The sequence below is a fragment of the Clostridium sp. HGF2 genome (assembly GCF_964240115.1).
Lineage (GTDB): Bacteria > Bacillota_I > Bacilli_A > Erysipelotrichales > Erysipelotrichaceae > Clostridium_AQ > Clostridium_AQ innocuum.
In genome coordinates this window covers 630,808-650,066 of the sequence record NZ_CAXSSO010000001.1, presented here as the reverse complement: position 1 = coordinate 650,066, position 19,259 = coordinate 630,808, and the positions used below count along the sequence as shown (strand labels likewise).

At 45.2% G+C, this 19,259-nt stretch carries 16 protein-coding genes; all 16 read right to left on the bottom strand.

Going from position 1 to position 19,259, the window contains the following annotated elements; genetic code table 11:
- Positions 1 to 146: 146 nt before the first annotated feature.
- Positions 147 to 551: a 30S ribosomal protein S9 gene (gene rpsI, locus ACESPQ_RS03065; RefSeq protein WP_002605777.1), complete on the bottom strand. Its 405-nt coding sequence runs from the start codon at positions 549 to 551 to the stop codon at positions 147 to 149.
- Positions 552 to 563: 12 nt separating this feature from the next.
- On the bottom strand, positions 564 to 1,001 hold the full coding sequence (rplM, locus tag ACESPQ_RS03060) for a 50S ribosomal protein L13 (protein WP_002605778.1): 438 nt from the start codon (positions 999 to 1,001) through the stop codon (positions 564 to 566).
- 485 nt (positions 1,002 to 1,486) lie between these two features.
- On the bottom strand, positions 1,487 to 2,350 hold the full coding sequence (locus ACESPQ_RS03055) for a DegV family protein (protein WP_002605779.1): 864 nt from the start codon (positions 2,348 to 2,350) through the stop codon (positions 1,487 to 1,489).
- A gap of 176 nt (positions 2,351 to 2,526) precedes the next feature.
- Positions 2,527 to 4,386, bottom strand: a complete 1,860-nt coding sequence (locus ACESPQ_RS03050) for an ABC transporter ATP-binding protein (protein WP_257327543.1) — start codon at positions 4,384 to 4,386, stop codon at positions 2,527 to 2,529.
- Positions 4,386 to 6,110: an ABC transporter ATP-binding protein gene (locus ACESPQ_RS03045; RefSeq protein ID WP_257327542.1), complete on the bottom strand. Its 1,725-nt coding sequence runs from the start codon at positions 6,108 to 6,110 to the stop codon at positions 4,386 to 4,388. Before ACESPQ_RS03045 ends, ACESPQ_RS03050 begins: the two co-directional genes overlap by 1 nt.
- A 31-nt stretch (positions 6,111 to 6,141) precedes the next feature.
- Positions 6,142 to 6,570 carry a MarR family winged helix-turn-helix transcriptional regulator gene (locus ACESPQ_RS03040; RefSeq protein ID WP_257327541.1) on the bottom strand — a complete coding sequence of 143 codons (429 nt, stop codon included), beginning with the start codon at positions 6,568 to 6,570 and terminating at the stop codon, positions 6,142 to 6,144.
- 1,178 nt (positions 6,571 to 7,748) lie between these two features.
- Positions 7,749 to 9,752 (bottom strand): FtsX-like permease family protein, encoded by a 2,004-nt coding sequence (locus ACESPQ_RS03035; protein WP_044907699.1) that lies wholly within the window; start codon positions 9,750 to 9,752, stop codon positions 7,749 to 7,751.
- A 348-nt stretch (positions 9,753 to 10,100) separates the two neighbouring features.
- Complete coding sequence (locus tag ACESPQ_RS03030; protein WP_257327539.1) at positions 10,101 to 10,400, bottom strand: YciI family protein; 300 nt, start codon at positions 10,398 to 10,400, stop codon at positions 10,101 to 10,103.
- A 94-nt stretch (positions 10,401 to 10,494) separates the two neighbouring features.
- Entirely contained in the window at positions 10,495 to 11,151 is a 657-nt protein-coding gene (locus tag ACESPQ_RS03025) for a DUF1905 domain-containing protein (protein ID WP_257327538.1), read from the bottom strand.
- Positions 11,152 to 11,339: 188 nt separating this feature from the next.
- On the bottom strand, positions 11,340 to 11,801 hold the full coding sequence (locus tag ACESPQ_RS03020) for a hypothetical protein (protein ID WP_109769730.1): 462 nt from the start codon (positions 11,799 to 11,801) through the stop codon (positions 11,340 to 11,342).
- An 81-nt stretch (positions 11,802 to 11,882) separates the two neighbouring features.
- Complete coding sequence (locus ACESPQ_RS03015) at positions 11,883 to 12,722, bottom strand: VanW family protein (protein WP_002605788.1); 840 nt, start codon at positions 12,720 to 12,722, stop codon at positions 11,883 to 11,885.
- A 75-nt stretch (positions 12,723 to 12,797) separates the two neighbouring features.
- Positions 12,798 to 13,139, bottom strand: a complete 342-nt coding sequence (locus tag ACESPQ_RS03010) for a DUF2085 domain-containing protein (RefSeq protein ID WP_002605789.1) — start codon at positions 13,137 to 13,139, stop codon at positions 12,798 to 12,800.
- Complete coding sequence (locus tag ACESPQ_RS03005; RefSeq protein ID WP_002605790.1) at positions 13,136 to 13,357, bottom strand: hypothetical protein; 222 nt, start codon at positions 13,355 to 13,357, stop codon at positions 13,136 to 13,138. Before ACESPQ_RS03005 ends, ACESPQ_RS03010 begins: the two co-directional genes overlap by 4 nt.
- Before the next feature lie 282 nt (positions 13,358 to 13,639).
- Positions 13,640 to 16,936, bottom strand: a complete 3,297-nt coding sequence (locus tag ACESPQ_RS03000; protein ID WP_373143917.1) for an ATP-binding protein — start codon at positions 16,934 to 16,936, stop codon at positions 13,640 to 13,642.
- Positions 16,872 to 17,540 carry a DUF4194 domain-containing protein gene (locus ACESPQ_RS02995; RefSeq protein WP_002605792.1) on the bottom strand — a complete coding sequence of 223 codons (669 nt, stop codon included), beginning with the start codon at positions 17,538 to 17,540 and terminating at the stop codon, positions 16,872 to 16,874. Before ACESPQ_RS02995 ends, ACESPQ_RS03000 begins: the two co-directional genes overlap by 65 nt.
- Positions 17,537 to 18,961, bottom strand: a complete 1,425-nt coding sequence (locus ACESPQ_RS02990) for a Wadjet anti-phage system protein JetA family protein (protein ID WP_002605793.1) — start codon at positions 18,959 to 18,961, stop codon at positions 17,537 to 17,539. The genes ACESPQ_RS02995 and ACESPQ_RS02990 overlap by 4 nt, the downstream gene beginning before the upstream one ends.
- Positions 18,962 to 19,259: the final 298 nt, after the last annotated feature.

The window sequence follows — 19,259 nt, the reverse complement described above, 5'->3', positions numbered from 1 at the left end:
ATTTCATCAAAAACAAAATTCATAAAATCTATAGATACCATAATACTTGAATAAATTTTATATCTCATGTATTTCATAAAAAAAAGAAGCATCTAAACTTCTTACAAAGTCTAAATACTTCTCTAATCTTCTCACAACGATTATTACTAACGTTTTGAGAACTGAGGAGCACGACGTGCCGCTTTCAGACCGTATTTCTTACGCTCTTTCATACGGGAATCACGTGTTACAAATCCTGCTGCTTTCAGTGCAGGACGATAATCAGCACTAGCTTCCATTAAAGCACGTGTGATACCGTGACGCATTGCACCAGCCTGACCTGTATAACCTCCACCTTGAACGTTGATTTTAATATCAAACTGACCTAAAGTTTCTGTTAATTCAAGTGGTGAACGAACAACCATACGTAAAGTTTCCAGTGGCAAATACTCGTCTAATGTTTTCCCATTAACAGAGATGTTACCACTACCCGGAGTCATAAAGACACGAGCAACAGAAGTTTTACGGCGTCCTGTACCATTGTAAGTTACTGTATTTTTCTTAGCTGCCATTTCTTATTCCTCCTAACCTTTGATTTTCAGCTCTACTGGTTTCTGAGCTGTGTGTGGATGTTCACTACCTTCGTAAACAAACAGGTGTCTACGCATTTTGTCACCCAGTTTTGTGTGAGGTAACATACCGTAAATAGCTCTTTCGACCCATTCAACCGTATAGTTGTCCTTCATGACACGTGCAGTACGTGTACGAAGTCCTCCTGCATAACCAGAGTGGTTGTAGTATTTTTTAGTGTCCAGCTTGTTTCCTGTAAGCTCGATTTTGTCAGCGTTTGTTACGATAACGAAATCACCACAGTCCACGTTTGGTGTGTAAGTAGGTTTGTGTTTTCCTCTTAATACTGATGCTACTTCTGTAGCTAAACGACCTAATGTCTTACCTGTTCCGTCAACAACGTACCAAGTACGTTCAACTTCAGCAGGTTTTGCAAATGTTGTTTGGCGCATGTTGATATCCTCCTATGTAGTTTCCGGGGCTACAAGGGCATAAGTGCCTAACTAATAGTTTATATTCAAACCGGCTGTAAGTCAACATTTATTTTTCTTTTTTATCAAAAAATCCATCCTGTACTGCGAAATGTAAATGGAGTTATCAAAACAATGCTATGCCTATCATAAATCCAATCCAGCAAGCATAGAAAATGACAGCCAATGCTAGCTTTCTACATTTTGACAATTACTTAGAATAGTAATATTCAAAGCTGTGTATTCTCCAATATACTTAATCGTCTTTTTCATACGTTTCGCAGATTGACAAATCCCTGAGTTCTTCAGTCTTTTTTTCTTATCCTAAAGCTATTTCCTTCAAAGAAAGAAATCATTGTATTTACTCATGTGGTTATACACCGTTGCCGATCTTTGTAAAGCTGCGATATTCCTGATAAAAAAACAGAAGCCCACCTAAGTTAGCGTTCTTCTGTTTCTTATGTTAATTAAGCCTCATCCAGTATCTGCACACAGATTCCCAGCGTACCCGGACCGGTATGCACGCCCAGTACAGGAGATACCTGTTTCATGATAAATACATCAGTACCCGGAAGCTTTTTCATAATGCAGTCACGAATCTCCTCTGCCATCTCCTGTGCATCCCCGTGCATAATAGCAACATTGTATCGCTTATGTCCCTGCGCAAAATCCAAAGCAAGCTCCTTTGTCTTGGTGATTGACTGCTTTCTTCCGCGAACCTTTGCGACCGTATAATAAATTCCCTCATCATTACAGGAGATGATCGGCTTCAGATTCAAGGCATTTCCAAACAGCGATGCGACCAGACCGATTCTTCCACCCTTTTGCAGGTATTCCAGAGTCTTCACTACAAAGAAAACTTTGCATTGATCAATACCGCGCATCAGCTTGGCCTTTATTTCATCAAAGGACAATCCGTCCTCAATATAGCGGGCTGCCTGAATGGCATGAAATCCGCCGCCAATCGATATGTTTTTCGTATCCATGATGAATACTTCCATATCCTCCAGCTGATCCGCAATCAGATGAATCATATTATTCGTTCCGCTCAGACCGCTGGACAGTGTGATTGCAATTACCTTTTGAAAGCCGTCCGCACGAATCTGGTCAAAAATCTCTGTTATACGCTCTCCGCTTGGCAGTGAGGTCTTCGGAACCTCCCTTTCCAAGCCCTGATATACCTGCTCCGGTGTAATATCAACACCATCGAGGTATTCCGCATCCTTATATACTACCTTTAACGGGATGACATACATATGGTACTGCTCTACAAATGTCTGCGGGACATCACAGCAGGTATCGACGAGGACAGCAATTTTTTCTTTGTTCATAGGGTTACCTCCGTTTTCTAAAGAATAAAACTAAGCATTCGGATTACATTTACAGTATAACATAATTAAAGTAATTGTACAATCTAGTTTAAATAACTATACTATTGTTTTCGCAATACCGTAAAGCCTTCAAAAAAAAGGTATCCCGTTTTCATGAGATACCTGATTTTTCTAAATCAATCCAATTCAAACTGTCCTGTGTATAACTGATAATACCTTCCCTTATCCTCCAGCAGTTCATCATGACTTCCACGCTCAATGATTTCTCCATGATCCAGAACCATAATTGCATTGGAATTACGCACAGTGGACAGGCGGTGTGCAATCACAAAAACCGTTCGATTTTCCATCAGCCGGTCCATCCCCTTTTCAATCAGCTTCTCTGTACGTGTATCGATCGAGCTGGTTGCCTCATCCAGAATCAGAACCGGCGGATTAGCGATTGCCGCTCTTGCGATAGCAAGCAGCTGCCGCTGTCCCTGAGAAAGATTGGCTCCATCCCCGCTCAGCATCGTGTCATAGCCGTTTGGAAGACGCTTAATGAAGCTGTGTGCATTGGCAAGCTTTGCCGCGTTGATCACATCATCCATATCCGCATGCAAATTACCATAGCGAATATTATCCGATATCGTACCGGTAAATAAATGTGTATCCTGCAATACGATGGAAATGGAACGACGCAGATCATCCTTGTGTATCAGCTTGACATCGATACCGTCATAGGTGATGCTGCCGCTTTCGATGTCGTAAAACCGATTAATCAGATTGGTGATTGTCGTTTTTCCTGCACCGGTACTGCCGACAAATGCAATCTTCTGCCCCGGCTTTGCATACAGATTGATTCCCTTCAGAATTGTGACCCCTGGTTCATAGCCGAAAACGACATCATGAAAGCGCACATCCCCGCGCAGCTCCACAAGCTCTACACTGCCGTCCTCATGCGGATGCCGCCATGCCCAGTGCCCGGTATATTCCTGACATTCCTGCAGTCTGCCGGTTTCCAGCTTCCGAACACGGGTCAGGGTAACACGCCCCTCATCCACCTCTTCACATTCCTCCATCATATCAAAGATACGCTCCGCACCAGCCATTGCGGCCAATATGAAGTTCAGCTGCTGCGTAAACTGATTGATGGGCAGCGCTGTCTGGCGTACATACACCAGATAGGAAGCAAGTGCCCCCAGTCCGATTTCTCCACCAATCGCAAAGAATCCACCGATACATGCGACAATGGCATAATTGAAATAGGAAATGCTGACAACCGTTGGAATCGTTCTGCCGGAATATGTCAAGGCCTCTGTACTCGCCCTGCGCAGACGTTCATTGCGACGTTCAAATTCCTCATAATTTTTCTGTTCATGGTTAAATACCTTAACCACCTTGACACCGTCAACCATCTCTTCAATAAAGCCGTTCAGCTTTCCCATGGCGGCCTGCTGATGTGAAAAATAGTATTTGCTCTTTTTACTGAAATATTGAATCATCAGATACATGATAACCATGAAGAACATCACAATCAGTGACAGCTTCCAGTTCAGCAGAAGGATGGCAAGCAGTGTTCCGGTAATCATGACAAAGCTTTGAATCAGATTATCAAAGCAGTTGTTCAAGGCATCCTGTACCGTATCCAGATCATTGGTAAAATGACTCATGACATCCCCGTGTGTGTTGGCATCGAAAAAGCGAAGGGGGAGCTTTTGCATCTTGGAAAACAAATCCTCCCGAATTTCCTTAACAATGCTCTGCGCCGTATGTGTCATCAGCTGTTTGTATACCGCTGTGCATAAAACTCCTCCTGCATACATAAGTCCCATGAACAGAACCGCCCGCACAAGTCCGTCATAGTCATGAGGAAGAATGTAATTATCAATCAATGGATTCAGCAGATAGGTGCCGTACAGGTTTGCCCCGGCACTGGCAATGACCAGTACACCCACAAGCAGCAGTGCAAATTTATGATTGCCCAGATAACGCAGAAAGGTTCGTATGGTTTTCTTCATATCCTTCGGCTTTTTGCCTGTAATCTGTCTTGCCATTATAAACCAGCTCCTTCCTGTTGGGAATAGTAAATATCCTGATAGATCGGATCCGACGCAAGCAGGGTGTCATGCGTACCGATCGCATGTATTTTCCCATCGTCCAGAATAACAATCTGATCAGCGTGCTGAACAGAGGTAACACGCTGTGCGATAATGATTTTCGTTGTATCCTTCAGGGATGCCAGACCTTCGCGGATACTCGCCTCCGTGGCGGTATCAACTGCACTGGTGGAATCATCAAAAATCAGCACTCTGGGACGCTTCAGTAATGCCCGTGCAATGCAAAGACGCTGCTTCTGTCCGCCGGAAACATTGACGCCTCCCTGTCCGAGATCGGTATCATACCCCTTGGGAAAGCTGCTGATAAACTCATCCACGCATGCAATATGACATGCCCATGCAATATCTGCATCACTGGCATGGGCGTCACCCCATAACAGATTTTCACGTATTGTCCCGCTAAACAGCGTATTCTTCTGCAACACCATCCCCACGGCATCACGCAGATGCTCCACCGGATACTCGCGTACATTTTTTCCATCAATACGAATTTCTCCGTCACTGACATCATAAAGCCTTGGAATCAGCTGCACAAGTGTAGTTTTCGCAGAACCTGTTCCTCCCAGAATGCCAACCGTGCTGCCCTTTTCGATGTGCAGCGTTATATCACGCAGCACAAATTCCTCTGCCTCCGCCTTGTATTTGAAATATACATGATCAAACACGATATCACCGCAGCTCACGGATGCCTCCGCCTGCGGCAGATCACGGATATCCACCTCCTCATCCAGCACCTCAAGAATACGCTCACCGCTGGCGATGGATCTTGTCAGCATCAAAAAAACATTGCTGATCATCATCAGAGAATTCAGAATCTGCAATACATAGCTCAGAAATCCGGTCAGCTCTCCCACCTTCATCGTACCGGCGAAGATCATATTCCCGCCAAACCAGATAATGCAGACAACGGTGGTATACATAACCAGCTGAAACAGCGGCAGATTCCATACAGAGGTACGAAATGCCCGCTCACTTGCAGAGCGCAGATTGTCATTGACCTCATCGAATTTCTCTTCCTCATAGGTCCCGCGAACATAGGATTTCACAACGCGGATCGCATTCAGATTTTCCTGTACGATGGTGTTCACTTTATCGATGGATGCCTGCATCAGACGATACAGCGGTCCCACCCTTCGTACGATTACAAACAATGCTATTCCTAAAACGGGAATCGCTATCAAAAAGACGATGGCGAGCTGTGCATTGATAGTAAAGGTCAGCACCAGTGCGGTCAGCAGCATAACAGGAGATCGTACAATCGGACGAACACCGTTGCTGATTGCAGTTTGTAAAATCGTCACATCACTTGTCAGTCTGGTTATCAGCGAGGATGTGGAAAAGTGATCCGTATTCGCAAAGGAAAAGCTCTGTACCTTCGCAAATTCATCCTTTCTCAGCTCAGCACCAAAGCCCTGTCCCGCAGTTGCGGCATAGCGGGCATACAGTATTCCAAGCACCAGTGCAATCAATGCACAGGCAATCATCTGCGCTCCCTTGATAAGGATGTACTCCTTATCTGCATTCGCAACACCGATATCAATGATATCCGCCATGATGATTGGTATAATCAATTCAAATACTGTTTCTGCCACAACGCAGAAGCAGCTGATTGCCAGATATTTTTTATATCGGCTCATATAGGGCCACATTCGTTTCAACATCTGTTTTCCTCCTTCTTTTATTCCTTCATAATCAATCCAGCTGTTTTCCAGTCAGATTATGATACATTCTACCCAGATATTCCCGGAACTGTTCCTTTTCCTGTTCACTGAAGCCCTGTAAGGACTCGGCTTCCACCTGTCGGCAGTGTCTTTCCCAAGCGGCAAGTGCCTGTTCCCCCTTTGGCAGAATCTGCATAGATAAAGCCCGTTTATTTGTTTCCACCACATGGCGCTTCAGCATGTTCTGTTCCTCCAGATTATTGAGAATCCGAGATACAGTCGCACATTCCACATCACAGGCTGCAGCAATATCCTTCAGCATGCAGTTGCGATTCGCTGCCACATAGCGCAAAACCTTTGGCTGTCCGGGAGATAATCCGAATGCCTGCATATTTTGACGGATTCTGTTTCTCTGTGCATGAAATGTTTTAAACATCATAAAGTGAAATGCAGTTTTCATAATGCCACCTCCATAATTAGCATCCTAATTATTAGCAACCTAACTATACTGCCCAAACGATCATCTGTCAATAAGTCTTATCTCTGTTTTACAAATGGCACGAGCTAAAATTGCAGGTTGCCTTACATGCCTTTATCCCCCTGCATGCTGCACACAGGTATCCTTTTTCATCCAATGTTGATTTTCAATCACTATAAAATACCAACTGGCTATTCCTCTAACATTCTCCATTAAGAGTATTCTTCTTTGATAGCGCAGCTGTGTGCAATGACCTTTTCTTATCAGCTCAGGATTCTCCGCCTCCGCTTCTTTTATGTACCTGTTTCCGGATGGCTTACCTCATAAAATATCAGAAAGAGGTCCCGATTGCGATGGTTGCATAGCCGTATATCCTGTAGGATAAGCTCCATCATACAGCTTACACGCGCAATCACCACTTCAAAAGGAAAACATTCCTCAAACCGTCACTAAGATTGCCCTTGATGCACATGCACAGTACAAATCATCACCACTCATAACATTTTCCCCTTTCCTTTTGTTTTCCTTTTTGAAAGGACTTTCTCAAATAAAAATGAAAGCCCCATATCAAAGGGCCATATGATGTTCAGGTTATTTCGGTGTCCAATAGCACCATTCAGGAGGATGCTGAATATCCTTTCAGACACGAGGCTATAAAGGTGAATATTCAATAGAGTGCATGCTTTGGTTGTCCTGATAAGCATGGTAAAAAGGAATCGACTTCATTTGAATGAAATTGATTCCTTATAATACCAGTATATACTTTACAGTAAACGCCTCTTCTTCCAGATTATCCAACAGTATTGAGTATTCCACAATAGGAGGCATCTGTCACATACATTGCGGCTATCCTTTTACTGTCCTCTGTATCTGTGTATTCCCTCAAAAACCTCTCCACCCGGCGATACCCCGCCTTATAATCTTTCCTCACCTAAGACCTTCCTCTTAGCAAAGTTACCTAAATCCGAAATTTTTTATAAATTTCATCGTACTGCAACCGAATAGAGGATCCGCCTTCTAAGGTATTCTCCGAATTCCACACATGAGCAGAGCGTTCAAGAGCAGCATGAAAGATATCGCATGAATCAGCGTATTGCGCTTAATAATCGGATGCTGTATCCGTCAAATCAGATAAAGGACTGAGAGCTGCTCCGCTAAGCTTACTGCTTCTTCTGCTTGTGTCTTGGACCCTGCACCGCCATGCGGTATCCGTAATACGTAATCAGGAAATATGTGCCATAAATCAGCAGGACGATACCCGCAGTCATCAGATTTGTTTTCCACATATTCTGCAGTCCAAACAGGAAGGAGAAGGCACCGGATACCACCGGAACTCCGACCATGGCATGCACAATGGCAAGGCTGAGCGGCAGCATAAAATATATGGCAATCTGTCCCAGAATGGAATGATCTATCATCCTTTGCGGTGTACCGATTTTACGCAGGATGTCGTAGTTCGATTTGCTGTCATCTGCATCACTCAGCTGCTGAAGTGCCAGAACAGCTGCACTGGAGACAAGGAATACAATGCCCAGATACAGGCCGATGTAAACAAAGAGCATACCGGAGCCGAGAGAGCTTTCCCTGACCTCATCTCGTGTGATTCCGGAATACCGGTAATCCTGCATTCCTGTCTGCTTGGCATAATCCGTGATATTTTTTTCAACCCGTGCTTGATATGCGGAAACCTGCGCCTCCCTGGCAAGATCGATATTCCAGTAGGTCCTGACGGGTGCTTTGGATTGTACAACCGCATCCGGTACAACGACTGCCAGCATGATTTCCGGCATGGGACTGGTGCAGAGAAAGCTGGAGGTTTCCCGGGCGTTTACCAGCTTGAGCTTGTGACCATATACGGATATCGTCTTATGCGCATCACCGACGGCAGTGAGAGCATCCAGAATATCTTCCTTTGCGCTAATGAAGAATGCTTCTTTGTTATGAATGGATACGGGCTTATTTCCCTGTGATTCCATAGCTTTATTGTAGTCGCTCACGGATATATATTCCAAAGGTGCACCGGCATACAGCTTACCGGTATCATAGTCTTCCATAAGCGGAAGAATCGCCTTCAGTGTATCCCTGTCGGTATACACATTCACCCTGTTCCAGCGTTTGGCCTTTTGCACGTTCAGCAGCTGCTTCATATTTTCTTCGCTTATATTTTCGTCCTGCATGTACGTATACATATACGGTGTCGTCTGATCCACACTGTCAACCAGGCTGTGATGCAGTGAAAAGCCGCAGGACAATGCACCGATAGCAAGCAGCAGCATGAGACAGACGATTCCCATAGAGGTACTTGCAGAGCTGATTTTCGCATTGATCTGCCGCAAAACAACCATATGCAGATTGCGGTAATAGGTACGCTTGCTGAGACGGATAAACTGTAACAGAAAGCCGGACAGAGACATAAAGAACAGGATTGTCCCGATACCGCCAATCACCAGAATTGGTACAAGCATGACAGCAAATGTCTGCAGCGAGGATGTTGCCAGATAATAGGCCGTTGCAAGCAGTGTCAGAGAAATCAGCAGAACAAGCACGGACATCCATGGTCTGCGGATTCTTGCCTTTTCCATCTTCTTTTTTGATTGCAGCAGATCAATTAGCTTCACCTTTGCGATCACTCTGGTATTCAACAGCATGATAATAACGAATATCACCGTAAAGGATATACTTGTTGTTATTGCACTCGGTATGGAAAATATTACACGAAAGCTCATCGATACCTGCAGCATTCCAGCGCTGAAGATTCCCAGCAGCTGGGAGCATAGCGCGCCCAGCAACAGACCGCTCAGCAGAGAAAGAAATCCGACTGCCATTGTTTCATATACAAGAATTCTGGAGATATCCCGTTTCGGCATTCCCAGCAGCATATAAATCCCAAACTCCTGCTTCCTTCTGCGAATCAGAAAGTTATTCGCATACAGAATCAAAAAAGCCAAAACGATTGCGACAAACACAGACAGTACATTCATAAACTGTCCGACCGTCTTCAGTACGGTTGACTGCGACGTACTCAGATTCAATACCTGCTCCTGAGAGGAAAAGGAATTGAAGGTGTAAAACAGACATACGGAAAACATCAGTGTCATAAAGTAGACAAAATAATCCTTATAGCTTTTCTTTACATTTCGTAAAGCCAATTTTGAAAATTTCATAGCAGCACCTCATCTCTACAGAAATTATAGAAAATTTCACAGAAGTGTGCCATGGATGTCCCTTACATTCACCTTTCATAATTGTAATACAGCAAGCCATCTTTGTAATTTATCTAATGGATTTTCCCTTTATCAGTGTTTATACGCTTGCCTGGAGGCAGTTAATAGCGCCTGTAAACAGTGGAAAAGTATGCGATGCCGGTATGGTTGCTTCTTACATAAAAAAAGGGCCCAGATTCACCGTTTGAACGATGTACCAGCCCCTGTTCTATTTCATAATCCAGCTTATTGAGATCCATGCAGTCCATGCCATTTCTTTATTTACATGGAACACATATCACCATATGATTATAATAAATAATTATTCTCACGATCCGCAATTTGCAAGGTAACCAGCTGATAGGTGGCATATCCCTGGATAACCAGCGGCTCCTGTTCGCATAGCGCTTCCGCTTCCTCACGACTGTCTGTTTTCAGAATATACATGCCAGCCATTCCCGGATATCCCTTGAACACACCGCAGATTTCCAATTTTCCCGCATCATCCAGTCCTCTTATGTTTTCCACATGCTCCGTAACTGCCTTCTTTGTCATTCTGTTGTAGGTCTTGTTTTTTTTAAGCATCATCATGTATCTGTATTTTTCCATTCGCCTTCTCCTTTAGCCTTTGTAAAGACATTTATATCCTAAGCTTATTTCATACAGCTTGCATCAGCAGCACATGTGTATTTCAGGTACCGCGTTACTCCGTATGGACAGTCAGATAGCCGATAATATCCTCAAATTCAATATGTCTTGCTTCAAAAAATCTTCCGTTATAATATAAAGCAAGATGGTTCTTTGGTTTATCCCGTACCGTAACGATACAGCATTTGGGAAATGCAAAGGCCTTTCCTCTTGTGTAGGTCATCCTATCCTCATGAGATATACCAAAATAATGCAATGCCTCCATCACTCTCGATAAGGAACACTGCCATGGCTTCGTCTGCATGAAGTCGATAACATCTTCTATAGGAAGACCGCTGAGCATAGCGATACAGATTTGCCCGCAATATCCCGGTTTCGGATATACCACCTCCTGTATGTGATCTATTTTTCGTACGGGATGGTCTGTTGTATAGGGACTGTTCTTGTTAATTCTGGTTAATTCACGGATGATTTCAAACGAAACAGGTATCTCACCATCGCTGTTAAGCTGCTGTACAACAGCCTTCGATATCGGTATAAAATAAGTGCCTGCTCCTTTGGAAATCAGCTTGCATTCAAACACAGTATCTTCCACCGTTACCCTTACAGGGAGCATCCCCTTTTGATTACATGTCTCCCAGACATTGAAGGGGATCCTTATAAAATACCGGTTTCCCTGTCTGTATAGGTTTTCTGTGAATGTATATATCATACGTGTAATCTCCTCATACAGCCTCAATGGCTGATCGTTGCAATACTTTCTAATTTTTTTGTATGACAGCGTCCTCCTGACAGGAAATCCGGAAATCCTGCCCTGTCCTCAAGCATACCGGCTTACAGTCTCGTAAACAACCTGAGACTTCATTATCAGGAAGCTTTTTTCTCTGCTGCGTGCAGCATTCATTCCATCCTTTTTGCATATAAATCATAATTGACCTGCCACTCCCCGTCTTGCTGTACCATAATATCCTGCCAGTGGAAGTGATTTTCTGCAATCTTTGCAAACACCCACTTTCTGTGCTCGTCTTCGAGACTGGAAAGAACGATCCTGTCTTCCTGCTTTCTCGCCTCAAAGCGCATGATTCTTCCGGTATAGCCATAGGCAATTTCCCATGTACGGGTAGCCGGATTATACATGCGAAGCGTTGTCCCGTATTCAAAGTGCGGCAATACAATCACATCCTGCACTGCCATTCCTTCCAGCACCCGGGAAAAATGCCATTCCCCTTTTCGCACTGCGCCTGTTGCATTGTCCATGTAATCGATATACCAGCTGCCAATCAGCATTCCGAAGAAATCATCCTCCTTGGGAATTGCTGCGTTTCTTTCGCTGCTTGCAAGGGCTTCATAGAAATCCTTCATATAATATCCTCCTCTGGTTTCACATTATTCATTTCCATGAACAGGACATCACACTACAAATATTTCAAAGTGTGTTCTCCTTCAGACGTTGTTTTCCTTTACTTGTGCGTCCAGCAGCGGCTGATACATCATCATTGCGTGGTTTTCTGCAACCAGCTGCTCCTCCAGAAGCGTCCCCTCCTTTGACAGCATCATACGGTAGAGCTGATTATGACGACTGTAGCCGCCCCACCATTCCCTACGCATTTCATGATTGCGCTCAACAATTTCATAGCGTACCTGCAGAGGATGCAGCATTCTCCATTCTCCATGCAGATGAGTCTTTCCCACATGAAGCCGCAGCTGAAAGGGCTGATCTGTCGGATTGCTAATCATCAGGTCACCATAGGGATAAAAGCAGGTGGCCCCGCTGCCGAAGGGCTGTGTGCGATTGGCATCCGGGAACACATCATACCCATGACGGTGGCGCTCCACAACCTGTAGCGGTGTATGTATCGTAATCCAGAACAGCAGGTTGGACAGCTGGCACAGCCCGCCGCCAATTCCGTATACAATTGTTCCATCCTTCAGCATTATGCCTTTCTTATAGCCCTTGGATGCCGACGGTTTCCCTATTGTTTTCCAATAGCTCAGCGTTTCCTGCGGATAGACGATGATACCGTCCAGCTTCTCCACCGCTAGGCGAAGGTTCACAATTTTATTCTCCTGATAAACCTCCTCTTCCTTTGTCAGATTTCGCTTCAGCAGACTTTTATGCTGAAAGCAGACATTGGGATAGTCCTCACTTCCATGTCCGCTGGCAAACTGCCGTTTTGATGTATACCATCCAATATATCTGCACCACGTATAATACCAGCCTCCCAGCATCAGCCGAATATCCGAACGCTTCTTTGTACGCAGATCCTCCTGTTTCTTTTTCATAGCACCACTCCTTTTCCTTCTATACGATTAGCCTTTTTACTTTATTTCAGTCTGCACAATCATCGTAAGCAGTTTTCAGAAAATAGCCTGCAGAAGTGCATGAAAAATACCAATCACGGCAATACCGCACAAAACCCCGCTCACAAATCTTCGCACATTCGTCGATGGAAGAACATCTGCCGCCTGAAGTCCCCAGTCAATCAGCATACTCAGCATAAACAGACCGTAGACAGCAAGCGGCAGCGTTACAGAAAACATCCATAGCAGAATGCCAAAGCCATACCCGAGATACAGTCCGCTGCATCTTGCACATACGGGACACTGATAGCCGTGAATAAAGAAGCTGCGCTCTGCTTTCTGATGGCAGGAACGGGAAAACAGATGCATCAGGGAGAGCCAGATGTCATCCGGATTCATCGATTAAATCTGGTACCGCAGTTATTGCAGATACAGATGGTTCTTCTGCGCTCGCCATCGGCACAGCACAGTCCGCACAGCATCCCGATCGGACCAAAACAGATAGCCCCAAGAATGCCGCTTGGCAGATTGTAGCTTTCATTGTTTCGCTCCTCGATGATGCGTAGATTCCTGCTGCCGCACGATGGACAGCAAACATGATCATAATTCCGATACATATAGATACCTGCCTTTCTGGTTTTATTATACTATAGGAAAGCAAGCTGTGCGCATCAATGTGTTTTCCATCATGAATTTCATTTTTATTGAAAATAGAAACAAACTGTTTCTACATATATATGGTTCACACGCAATGCTTACTTCCATACAAGACTGGTCCGCTCTTTCTTCATAAGGTATAGAAAAAAAGGAAGCCGAATTTCTATTTTGCAGAAAGGAATCCCTCTGCCGAATCCGGCTTCCTAAACATCTATTTACAGATGGCTTTTGTGCTGTTTTTTTTATACTTCTTCCTGTTTCATTTCCGAGTCGGGAATGGCTATGTTTTCTTTCTGACTCCATCTCTGAACGGTGGAAACCCGCTGGCCGTTTTTCTCATCCGTTGTCGCAATCAGCGTCGCATCCGCAACCTTGCTCAGATTGGATATCTTATCCGTCGGTGTTACGATAATTGCCTGAAAGCCGAGTGATTTCAACAGGTAAATGCATTCCTCGATTCGCTCATTATCCATTTTATCGAAGGCCTCATCAAAGATTGCCAGCTGCAGACCGTCGTTTCCTGCATCATATACGCTGAACAGCGATACCAGTACAGCGACATAAAACGGTGTCTGTGTTTCTCCACCGGAGCTGGAGCCGATCGTGGCACGCAGCGAGTTTCCGTTTTCCAGAATATCAAATTTCAGATAGGTGGTGAAGCGGGAAAGCAGCTGAACCTCTTTTTGCAGCTCCTGATACTTTTTGGGGTCCTGCATGGAGGATAAGGAAGAAATTTTATTAAACAGCTCATGAATCAGCTCCTCATTTTCCTCATACACCTTCGTGTTCAACAGATTGTGACCGTTTAATTCCTTGTTGGTGATCAGATTGTAATACTCACGGTAATCCTCATTGCAGGTACACACAAATTCATAGCTGGAGCGACCGAATTTATGCCTGCGGATAGAGCGGTTCAACCGGTCAATCTGCATTCGCACATTTTCAATTTTACTATTGAGCGCACTAAAGAAATTATTCTGGAAGCACTCATATGCCTTCTGCTGTGCGAGGCGGCATTTATCGATATAGTCCTCAACAATATTATCCGAATGCTTTTCATATTCCCGCTCATAATCATCGCATAAAAAATTCGGGTTGAGGGCAATGCGGAAGGTATCATTGTAATGAGTTTTTTTCGTTATCAGCTCCTGCTTGGAAATTTCAACACGGCTGTTCAGCTCCCGCAGTGCTTCCTCCAGCTGTTTCTGTTTCCTGCGGATACCGTCTGCCGTGGTGATTGCCCCGATTGTGTCCGGTATGCCTTGCTCGGGCTTTTTCGCTTCCTTAACCTGCTGCTGAAGCTCCTGTATACGTGCATTGCAAAGCTTCATATCCTCTTCCAGCTGACGGCGCCGGCTTTCCTGTTCCACCTGCAGCATATACAGTTCGTTTCTCTTTTTCTTTGCCTCATCCAGTTTTTGATCCAGCAGCAGAAGTTCCTGCAGGGATTCCGGTGTCTGAGCGGCACGCAGCTCTTTGATCTTTTGTTCCAGCTGCTCCACCTCTTTGGCCTTGCACAGTCCATCCTCCAGCTGACGGATAAAGTCATCACTGATAACGGTTTGCAGCTGTACCGCCTGCAATGTCCTTGTGACTGTTTCCAGCTTGCGGCAGGTGGAGGTGAGCTTTTGCTGGCGGATAATCAGCTCCTGCAGCTGCTTTTCTATGGAATCGGCACCGATAAAGGGTACCTTATACAATTCCGGATTCATATGCGACACTGCATAGCCGCTGTACAGCATACAGTCGCTGGTGATGCTTACCGGATAGCTTCGCAGTGTCTCCTCCGCTTCACAGCACACGACTCTGCCCAGCAGATATTCCACATAGGGGCGCACATCCTCGCGTTCCACCTGCACGCAGTCATACAGTGTTTTTGCATCGGGACGTTTCCCCGGCTTTGCCTTTGCGATATCCACAATGGAATAGGTATGAATCTTTTTTTCTTCCTTAATGGAGCGGTAAATGCGATAGGCATCCATGAAATATTCTGCCTCAACCACCAGATTCAGCTTCTGGTTATGGATGTAGCCTTCGATCGCATTTGTCCACGCCTCCTCCTGAATACTGAACAGGTCTGCGAGTATGCATACCTCTACCGGTTTTCCCACCTGCTGATAAAGCCGTTCCTCCAGCTCCTGCTTTAAAACGAGCAGCTTTTTCGGATATGTCTTTTTCCCGGCTTCCAGCGCACGGCGATTTGCCGCAAGCACCTCCTGTTCCTCCCTGCATGTCTGCAGGCTGTTTTGCATGGTTTGGCGCACCGTGGACAGGGTATTCTCGATGTCTCTCATCTGTCGCTGAATATCCATATAGGCATCCAGATCAAACGCAGCCAGCCGCTGTGCCGCATGCACGGACCTTTGTATAGACAGCTTGATTGCGGACAAATCGAAGTCCTCCAGCTGCAAGCCGTCATAATCCTCGATTTCCTCCAGCTGCTCTATCTGTTCCTTCAGAAATTCTCCCTTCGTAACCAGCTGCTGCTGAACGGCGGTCGTATCTCTTTGCAGGGTGTTTCTCTGCTCCAGATGCGCCTGTATCTTTCGTTCCAGAATATCTGCCGCATTATCCCTGCGTGCATCCCGTAAGGCTTCCATGTTCTGTTCCAGCAGTGCCCGCTGCTCCTCGGTTTCCCTTGATTCCTTTGTCAGCTTCTGATAGTTCCTTGTATATACCTCATATTGTGCGGCTGCCTCATCATGTTCCACCAGCATACCGTGATATACAGCTGCCTTTTGCTCCACACGCAAGTTCGCAACACGCTCCTGTTCCCCGCAGATATCCGTATACTGTTCATGGATCAGGGAAAGCTGAGCCTTTTTCTGCTGTACGGTTTCCAGCTGTTCCTTCATCTGCCGGTAATCCTGAATTTCCTCCTGCATCTCTTCGAGATTCAGGTCTTCTTCCTCCTGACAGATATTTTTTACGATGAATTCAGAAATATTCATCATCGGTGTGTAAGCAACTGCCATTTTAAAGACATCGAAAAACCGCTGGTCCTTGATCAGCATGCGCTGACGGAAATAGTTTTTGTAATCCATATGTGTGGTAAAGGAACGGCAGCTGCGATCCTGAAAGCTGGCCAGCAGCTTCTTCATACGACGGATATTGAATACCGTTCCCTCATCCGTAAAGCAATGCTCGGGAATCGGCTGATTCATCATATAGTAGCAATGCTCCATGTCCCCCCGCGTAGGCCCGTTTACGTCAAATACGATACCAAAGCAGTAAATCCTATGCTGTTCATCCTCAAATTCCATACACAGATGTGAGCTGAACATCCCTTTATCACGCTTAAAGGTACCATCCTTGTATTTGCCCTTCAGATATCCCATCAGATCACGGGTTGTTTTATCATTTGCGGATTTATTGAAAATGGAATTGTCGGTTCGACCGAGAATGACCAGCTGCATGGCATCAATCAGCGCTGACTTCCCCTCACCGGTTTTACCGCTCAGAAAGACGATATCCTCAAAGCTCAGGATCGTCTTCTCGTAATACAGCCAGTTGACCAGCAGCATTTTCTTCAGCTTCATCGTCTTCCTCTCCTTCCTCATTACGCAGCTTCCTCAGAATTTCCTCCACCCGCTTCGGTGTGAGAACACAGGTGATATAAGGCAGTACCCAGATCAGCTCCTCATCCCCCTGTGTGTATTTCTGAAGAATATTCAGTCTTTGCAGGGACTGTAATGCCGCATGGATGTATTGCATCGAAGGCCTTACGCTTACCATCGCATGCACATCAACCAGCAGCTGCAGCAGCTCATTGACAGAAATACGTATGGTGAGAGATGCATCCAGCTCCAGCATTTTCTCCTCATAATAATTACGCAGAATCAGCAGAAGCTGCGTTTCCAGCTTTGTCAGACGATAGCGGCAGCTGCAGTCCTCCCGCTCATTGACCAGATAAATCATCCCCATATAAGATGAACGCTCCCTGCACAGCAGCCATCCCGCATAGCGGAGATATTCCTCGAAGCAGTCCCAGTGATCATGGATAAACACATAGTCTGCATTTCGTTCCTTTTTCTCAAACTGCCTGATTTTCGCATACTGGTAAATGCAGTTTTCTGCCAGTAATATATTGACGATCCGTCCGAATTCCTCGCGGTCCTTCAGATCCAGTTGTTCTACCTTCATTTTGTTACCTTCCTTTTAATCAACAGATTGGGGTAATGGAAATCCCCTTCTGTAATCCCTTCCGTCTGATTCGGAATCAGGGTTGCCTGCACATCCATTTTGCGGTCTCTTCCATATACATACACCAGAATGGAGCGGATATAGTCATCCATATCCTTTACCCCGATATCCTTCAGCTTTCCTACCGCTTCCCCATGCAGCTTCTCTGCATAGTAAGCCGATATGCTTTCACGGGTAAAGCGGGCATAGCGGTCAAAGCCAATGCGCTTTTCAAGCTCCTCCTGATTCTGGGTGCTCTCTTCAAAGGTGAAGGTCATCACTTCCCGCTCATCCCTACGCCTGCGTCGTTCAAAGGTGTACACCTCATCACGCTCCATGTAGCGGGTCTGCTGGATATTGATGGATTCACTGATCTGCTCACACACTCTCTGCGGCTCTTCCTTCATATGATGGATCAGTTCCACCAGCTTTCCCTTTAACCCCTGATCACTGTTGCACAGATACATAATTTTCTGCTTTGCCAGTCTGCGGTAACCCGCGTCGCTGTCCACCAGCTGGGCAGTCAGCGTTTCCACGATATTCAAATCATTGTACATGGCATACAGCATTTCCTCGATATGCTTTTTTGCCGTATCACGGCTGGCAACACGATAGTGACTTACCGCACTGTCTACAATTTTCTCCTTGACTGCTTCCTCCTGCAGAAGGGTTTCCAAAATACCTGCGACCGGGTTTTTAAACCGTTTTAAGCTGTCCTCCACAAGAGTTGGAAAAACATAGCCCTCCACAATATCACCATAATAAACATCAAAGAAATCATGATAGATTTTCGTCGATGCCTTTTTCACCTGAATCGCATAATAATCCCGTATTCTGGCATTGGTCTGTTCCAGTGTCAGAATCAGCTCCTTGAAATCGGCATAGGCATTGCGGATATGCTGATAGCTGTCTTCTATTTTCACGGGATCATCCATATCCTTTAGGGAGGCATGGATGCGAATCAGATAGCCGATCTGTTCCCGCTCCTTGATAATATCATTCACAAAGGAGATGAACACCCGGCTGTGATAGGGCAGAGACACCATTTTTTTCATCGTATCCATATGCAGATCGACATTGATCCAGGTATGCTTCTCAAACAGCCGTAACAGAAACTGGATATCCCGGTCATAAACATCCTTCTCACTGCGCAGCTCATTCTCGATATCGCTGTATTCCGCTTCCTCCTGAAAGTCGATTTCATATTTTTTATCCTGCACATAATCTTCCAGTAAATCCTGAAGCAGGGCACGCTCCATGCTCATGGTCTGATTGCGATAAATGCAGTCATGAATCTGCAGAAGCAGATCCACATAAATATCCCGGTTCTTCGATACCAGTATGGTAAAGAAGGATGGATCCATTTTCTCAAATAAGGACATGCAAGCCCACCTTTCAAACATTCGTTCCTTTATTTTACTATAAGCGAGGTAAAATATCCATGACTTTAGTGTATCGCAGAAAAGAAAAACAGCAGCTCCCTTCAAAAGGATGGGAACTGCTGTGAAATGCTGCACATAACTATTTTTCAAATGTCATCCTATGTGGACCAGGTCTGTCCGGTATCCTGCTTATGCACTGCTCTGGGACGCATGCAGCAGTATCCAAAACATGAGGTTACGGATATATCAAACACCTCTTCCATCGATTGTATATTCGTTTTCCTGCTCTGCCAATGTC

Bases quoted from the DNA above. Each gene is read 5' to 3' on its own strand.
- ACESPQ_RS03030 (WP_257327539.1), bottom strand. From the start codon at position 10,400: ATGGAAAAATACAGATACATGATGATGCTTAAAAAAAACAAGACCTAC.
- ACESPQ_RS03020 (WP_109769730.1), bottom strand. From the start codon at position 11,801: ATGAAGGATTTCTATGAAGCCCTTGCAAGCAGCGAAAGAAACGCAGCA.
- ACESPQ_RS03025 (WP_257327538.1), bottom strand. From the start codon at position 11,151: ATGATATATACATTCACAGAAAACCTATACAGACAGGGAAACCGGTAT.
- ACESPQ_RS03035 (WP_044907699.1), bottom strand. From the start codon at position 9,752: ATGAAATTTTCAAAATTGGCTTTACGAAATGTAAAGAAAAGCTATAAG.
- ACESPQ_RS02990 (WP_002605793.1), bottom strand. From the start codon at position 18,961: ATGTCCTTATTTGAGAAAATGGATCCATCCTTCTTTACCATACTGGTA.
- ACESPQ_RS03005 (WP_002605790.1), bottom strand. From the start codon at position 13,357: ATGTATCGGAATTATGATCATGTTTGCTGTCCATCGTGCGGCAGCAGG.
- ACESPQ_RS03050 (WP_257327543.1), bottom strand. From the start codon at position 4,386: ATGGCAAGACAGATTACAGGCAAAAAGCCGAAGGATATGAAGAAAACC.
- ACESPQ_RS03055 (WP_002605779.1), bottom strand. From the start codon at position 2,350: ATGAACAAAGAAAAAATTGCTGTCCTCGTCGATACCTGCTGTGATGTC.
- ACESPQ_RS03040 (WP_257327541.1), bottom strand. From the start codon at position 6,570: ATGAAAACTGCATTTCACTTTATGATGTTTAAAACATTTCATGCACAG.
- ACESPQ_RS03045 (WP_257327542.1), bottom strand. From the start codon at position 6,110: ATGTTGAAACGAATGTGGCCCTATATGAGCCGATATAAAAAATATCTG.
- ACESPQ_RS03010 (WP_002605789.1), bottom strand. From the start codon at position 13,139: ATGAATCCGGATGACATCTGGCTCTCCCTGATGCATCTGTTTTCCCGT.
- ACESPQ_RS03000 (WP_373143917.1), bottom strand. From the start codon at position 16,936: ATGAAGCTGAAGAAAATGCTGCTGGTCAACTGGCTGTATTACGAGAAG.
- rpsI (WP_002605777.1), bottom strand. From the start codon at position 551: ATGGCAGCTAAGAAAAATACAGTAACTTACAATGGTACAGGACGCCGT.
- ACESPQ_RS02995 (WP_002605792.1), bottom strand. From the start codon at position 17,540: ATGAAGGTAGAACAACTGGATCTGAAGGACCGCGAGGAATTCGGACGG.
- ACESPQ_RS03015 (WP_002605788.1), bottom strand. From the start codon at position 12,722: ATGAAAAAGAAACAGGAGGATCTGCGTACAAAGAAGCGTTCGGATATT.
- rplM (WP_002605778.1), bottom strand. From the start codon at position 1,001: ATGCGCCAAACAACATTTGCAAAACCTGCTGAAGTTGAACGTACTTGG.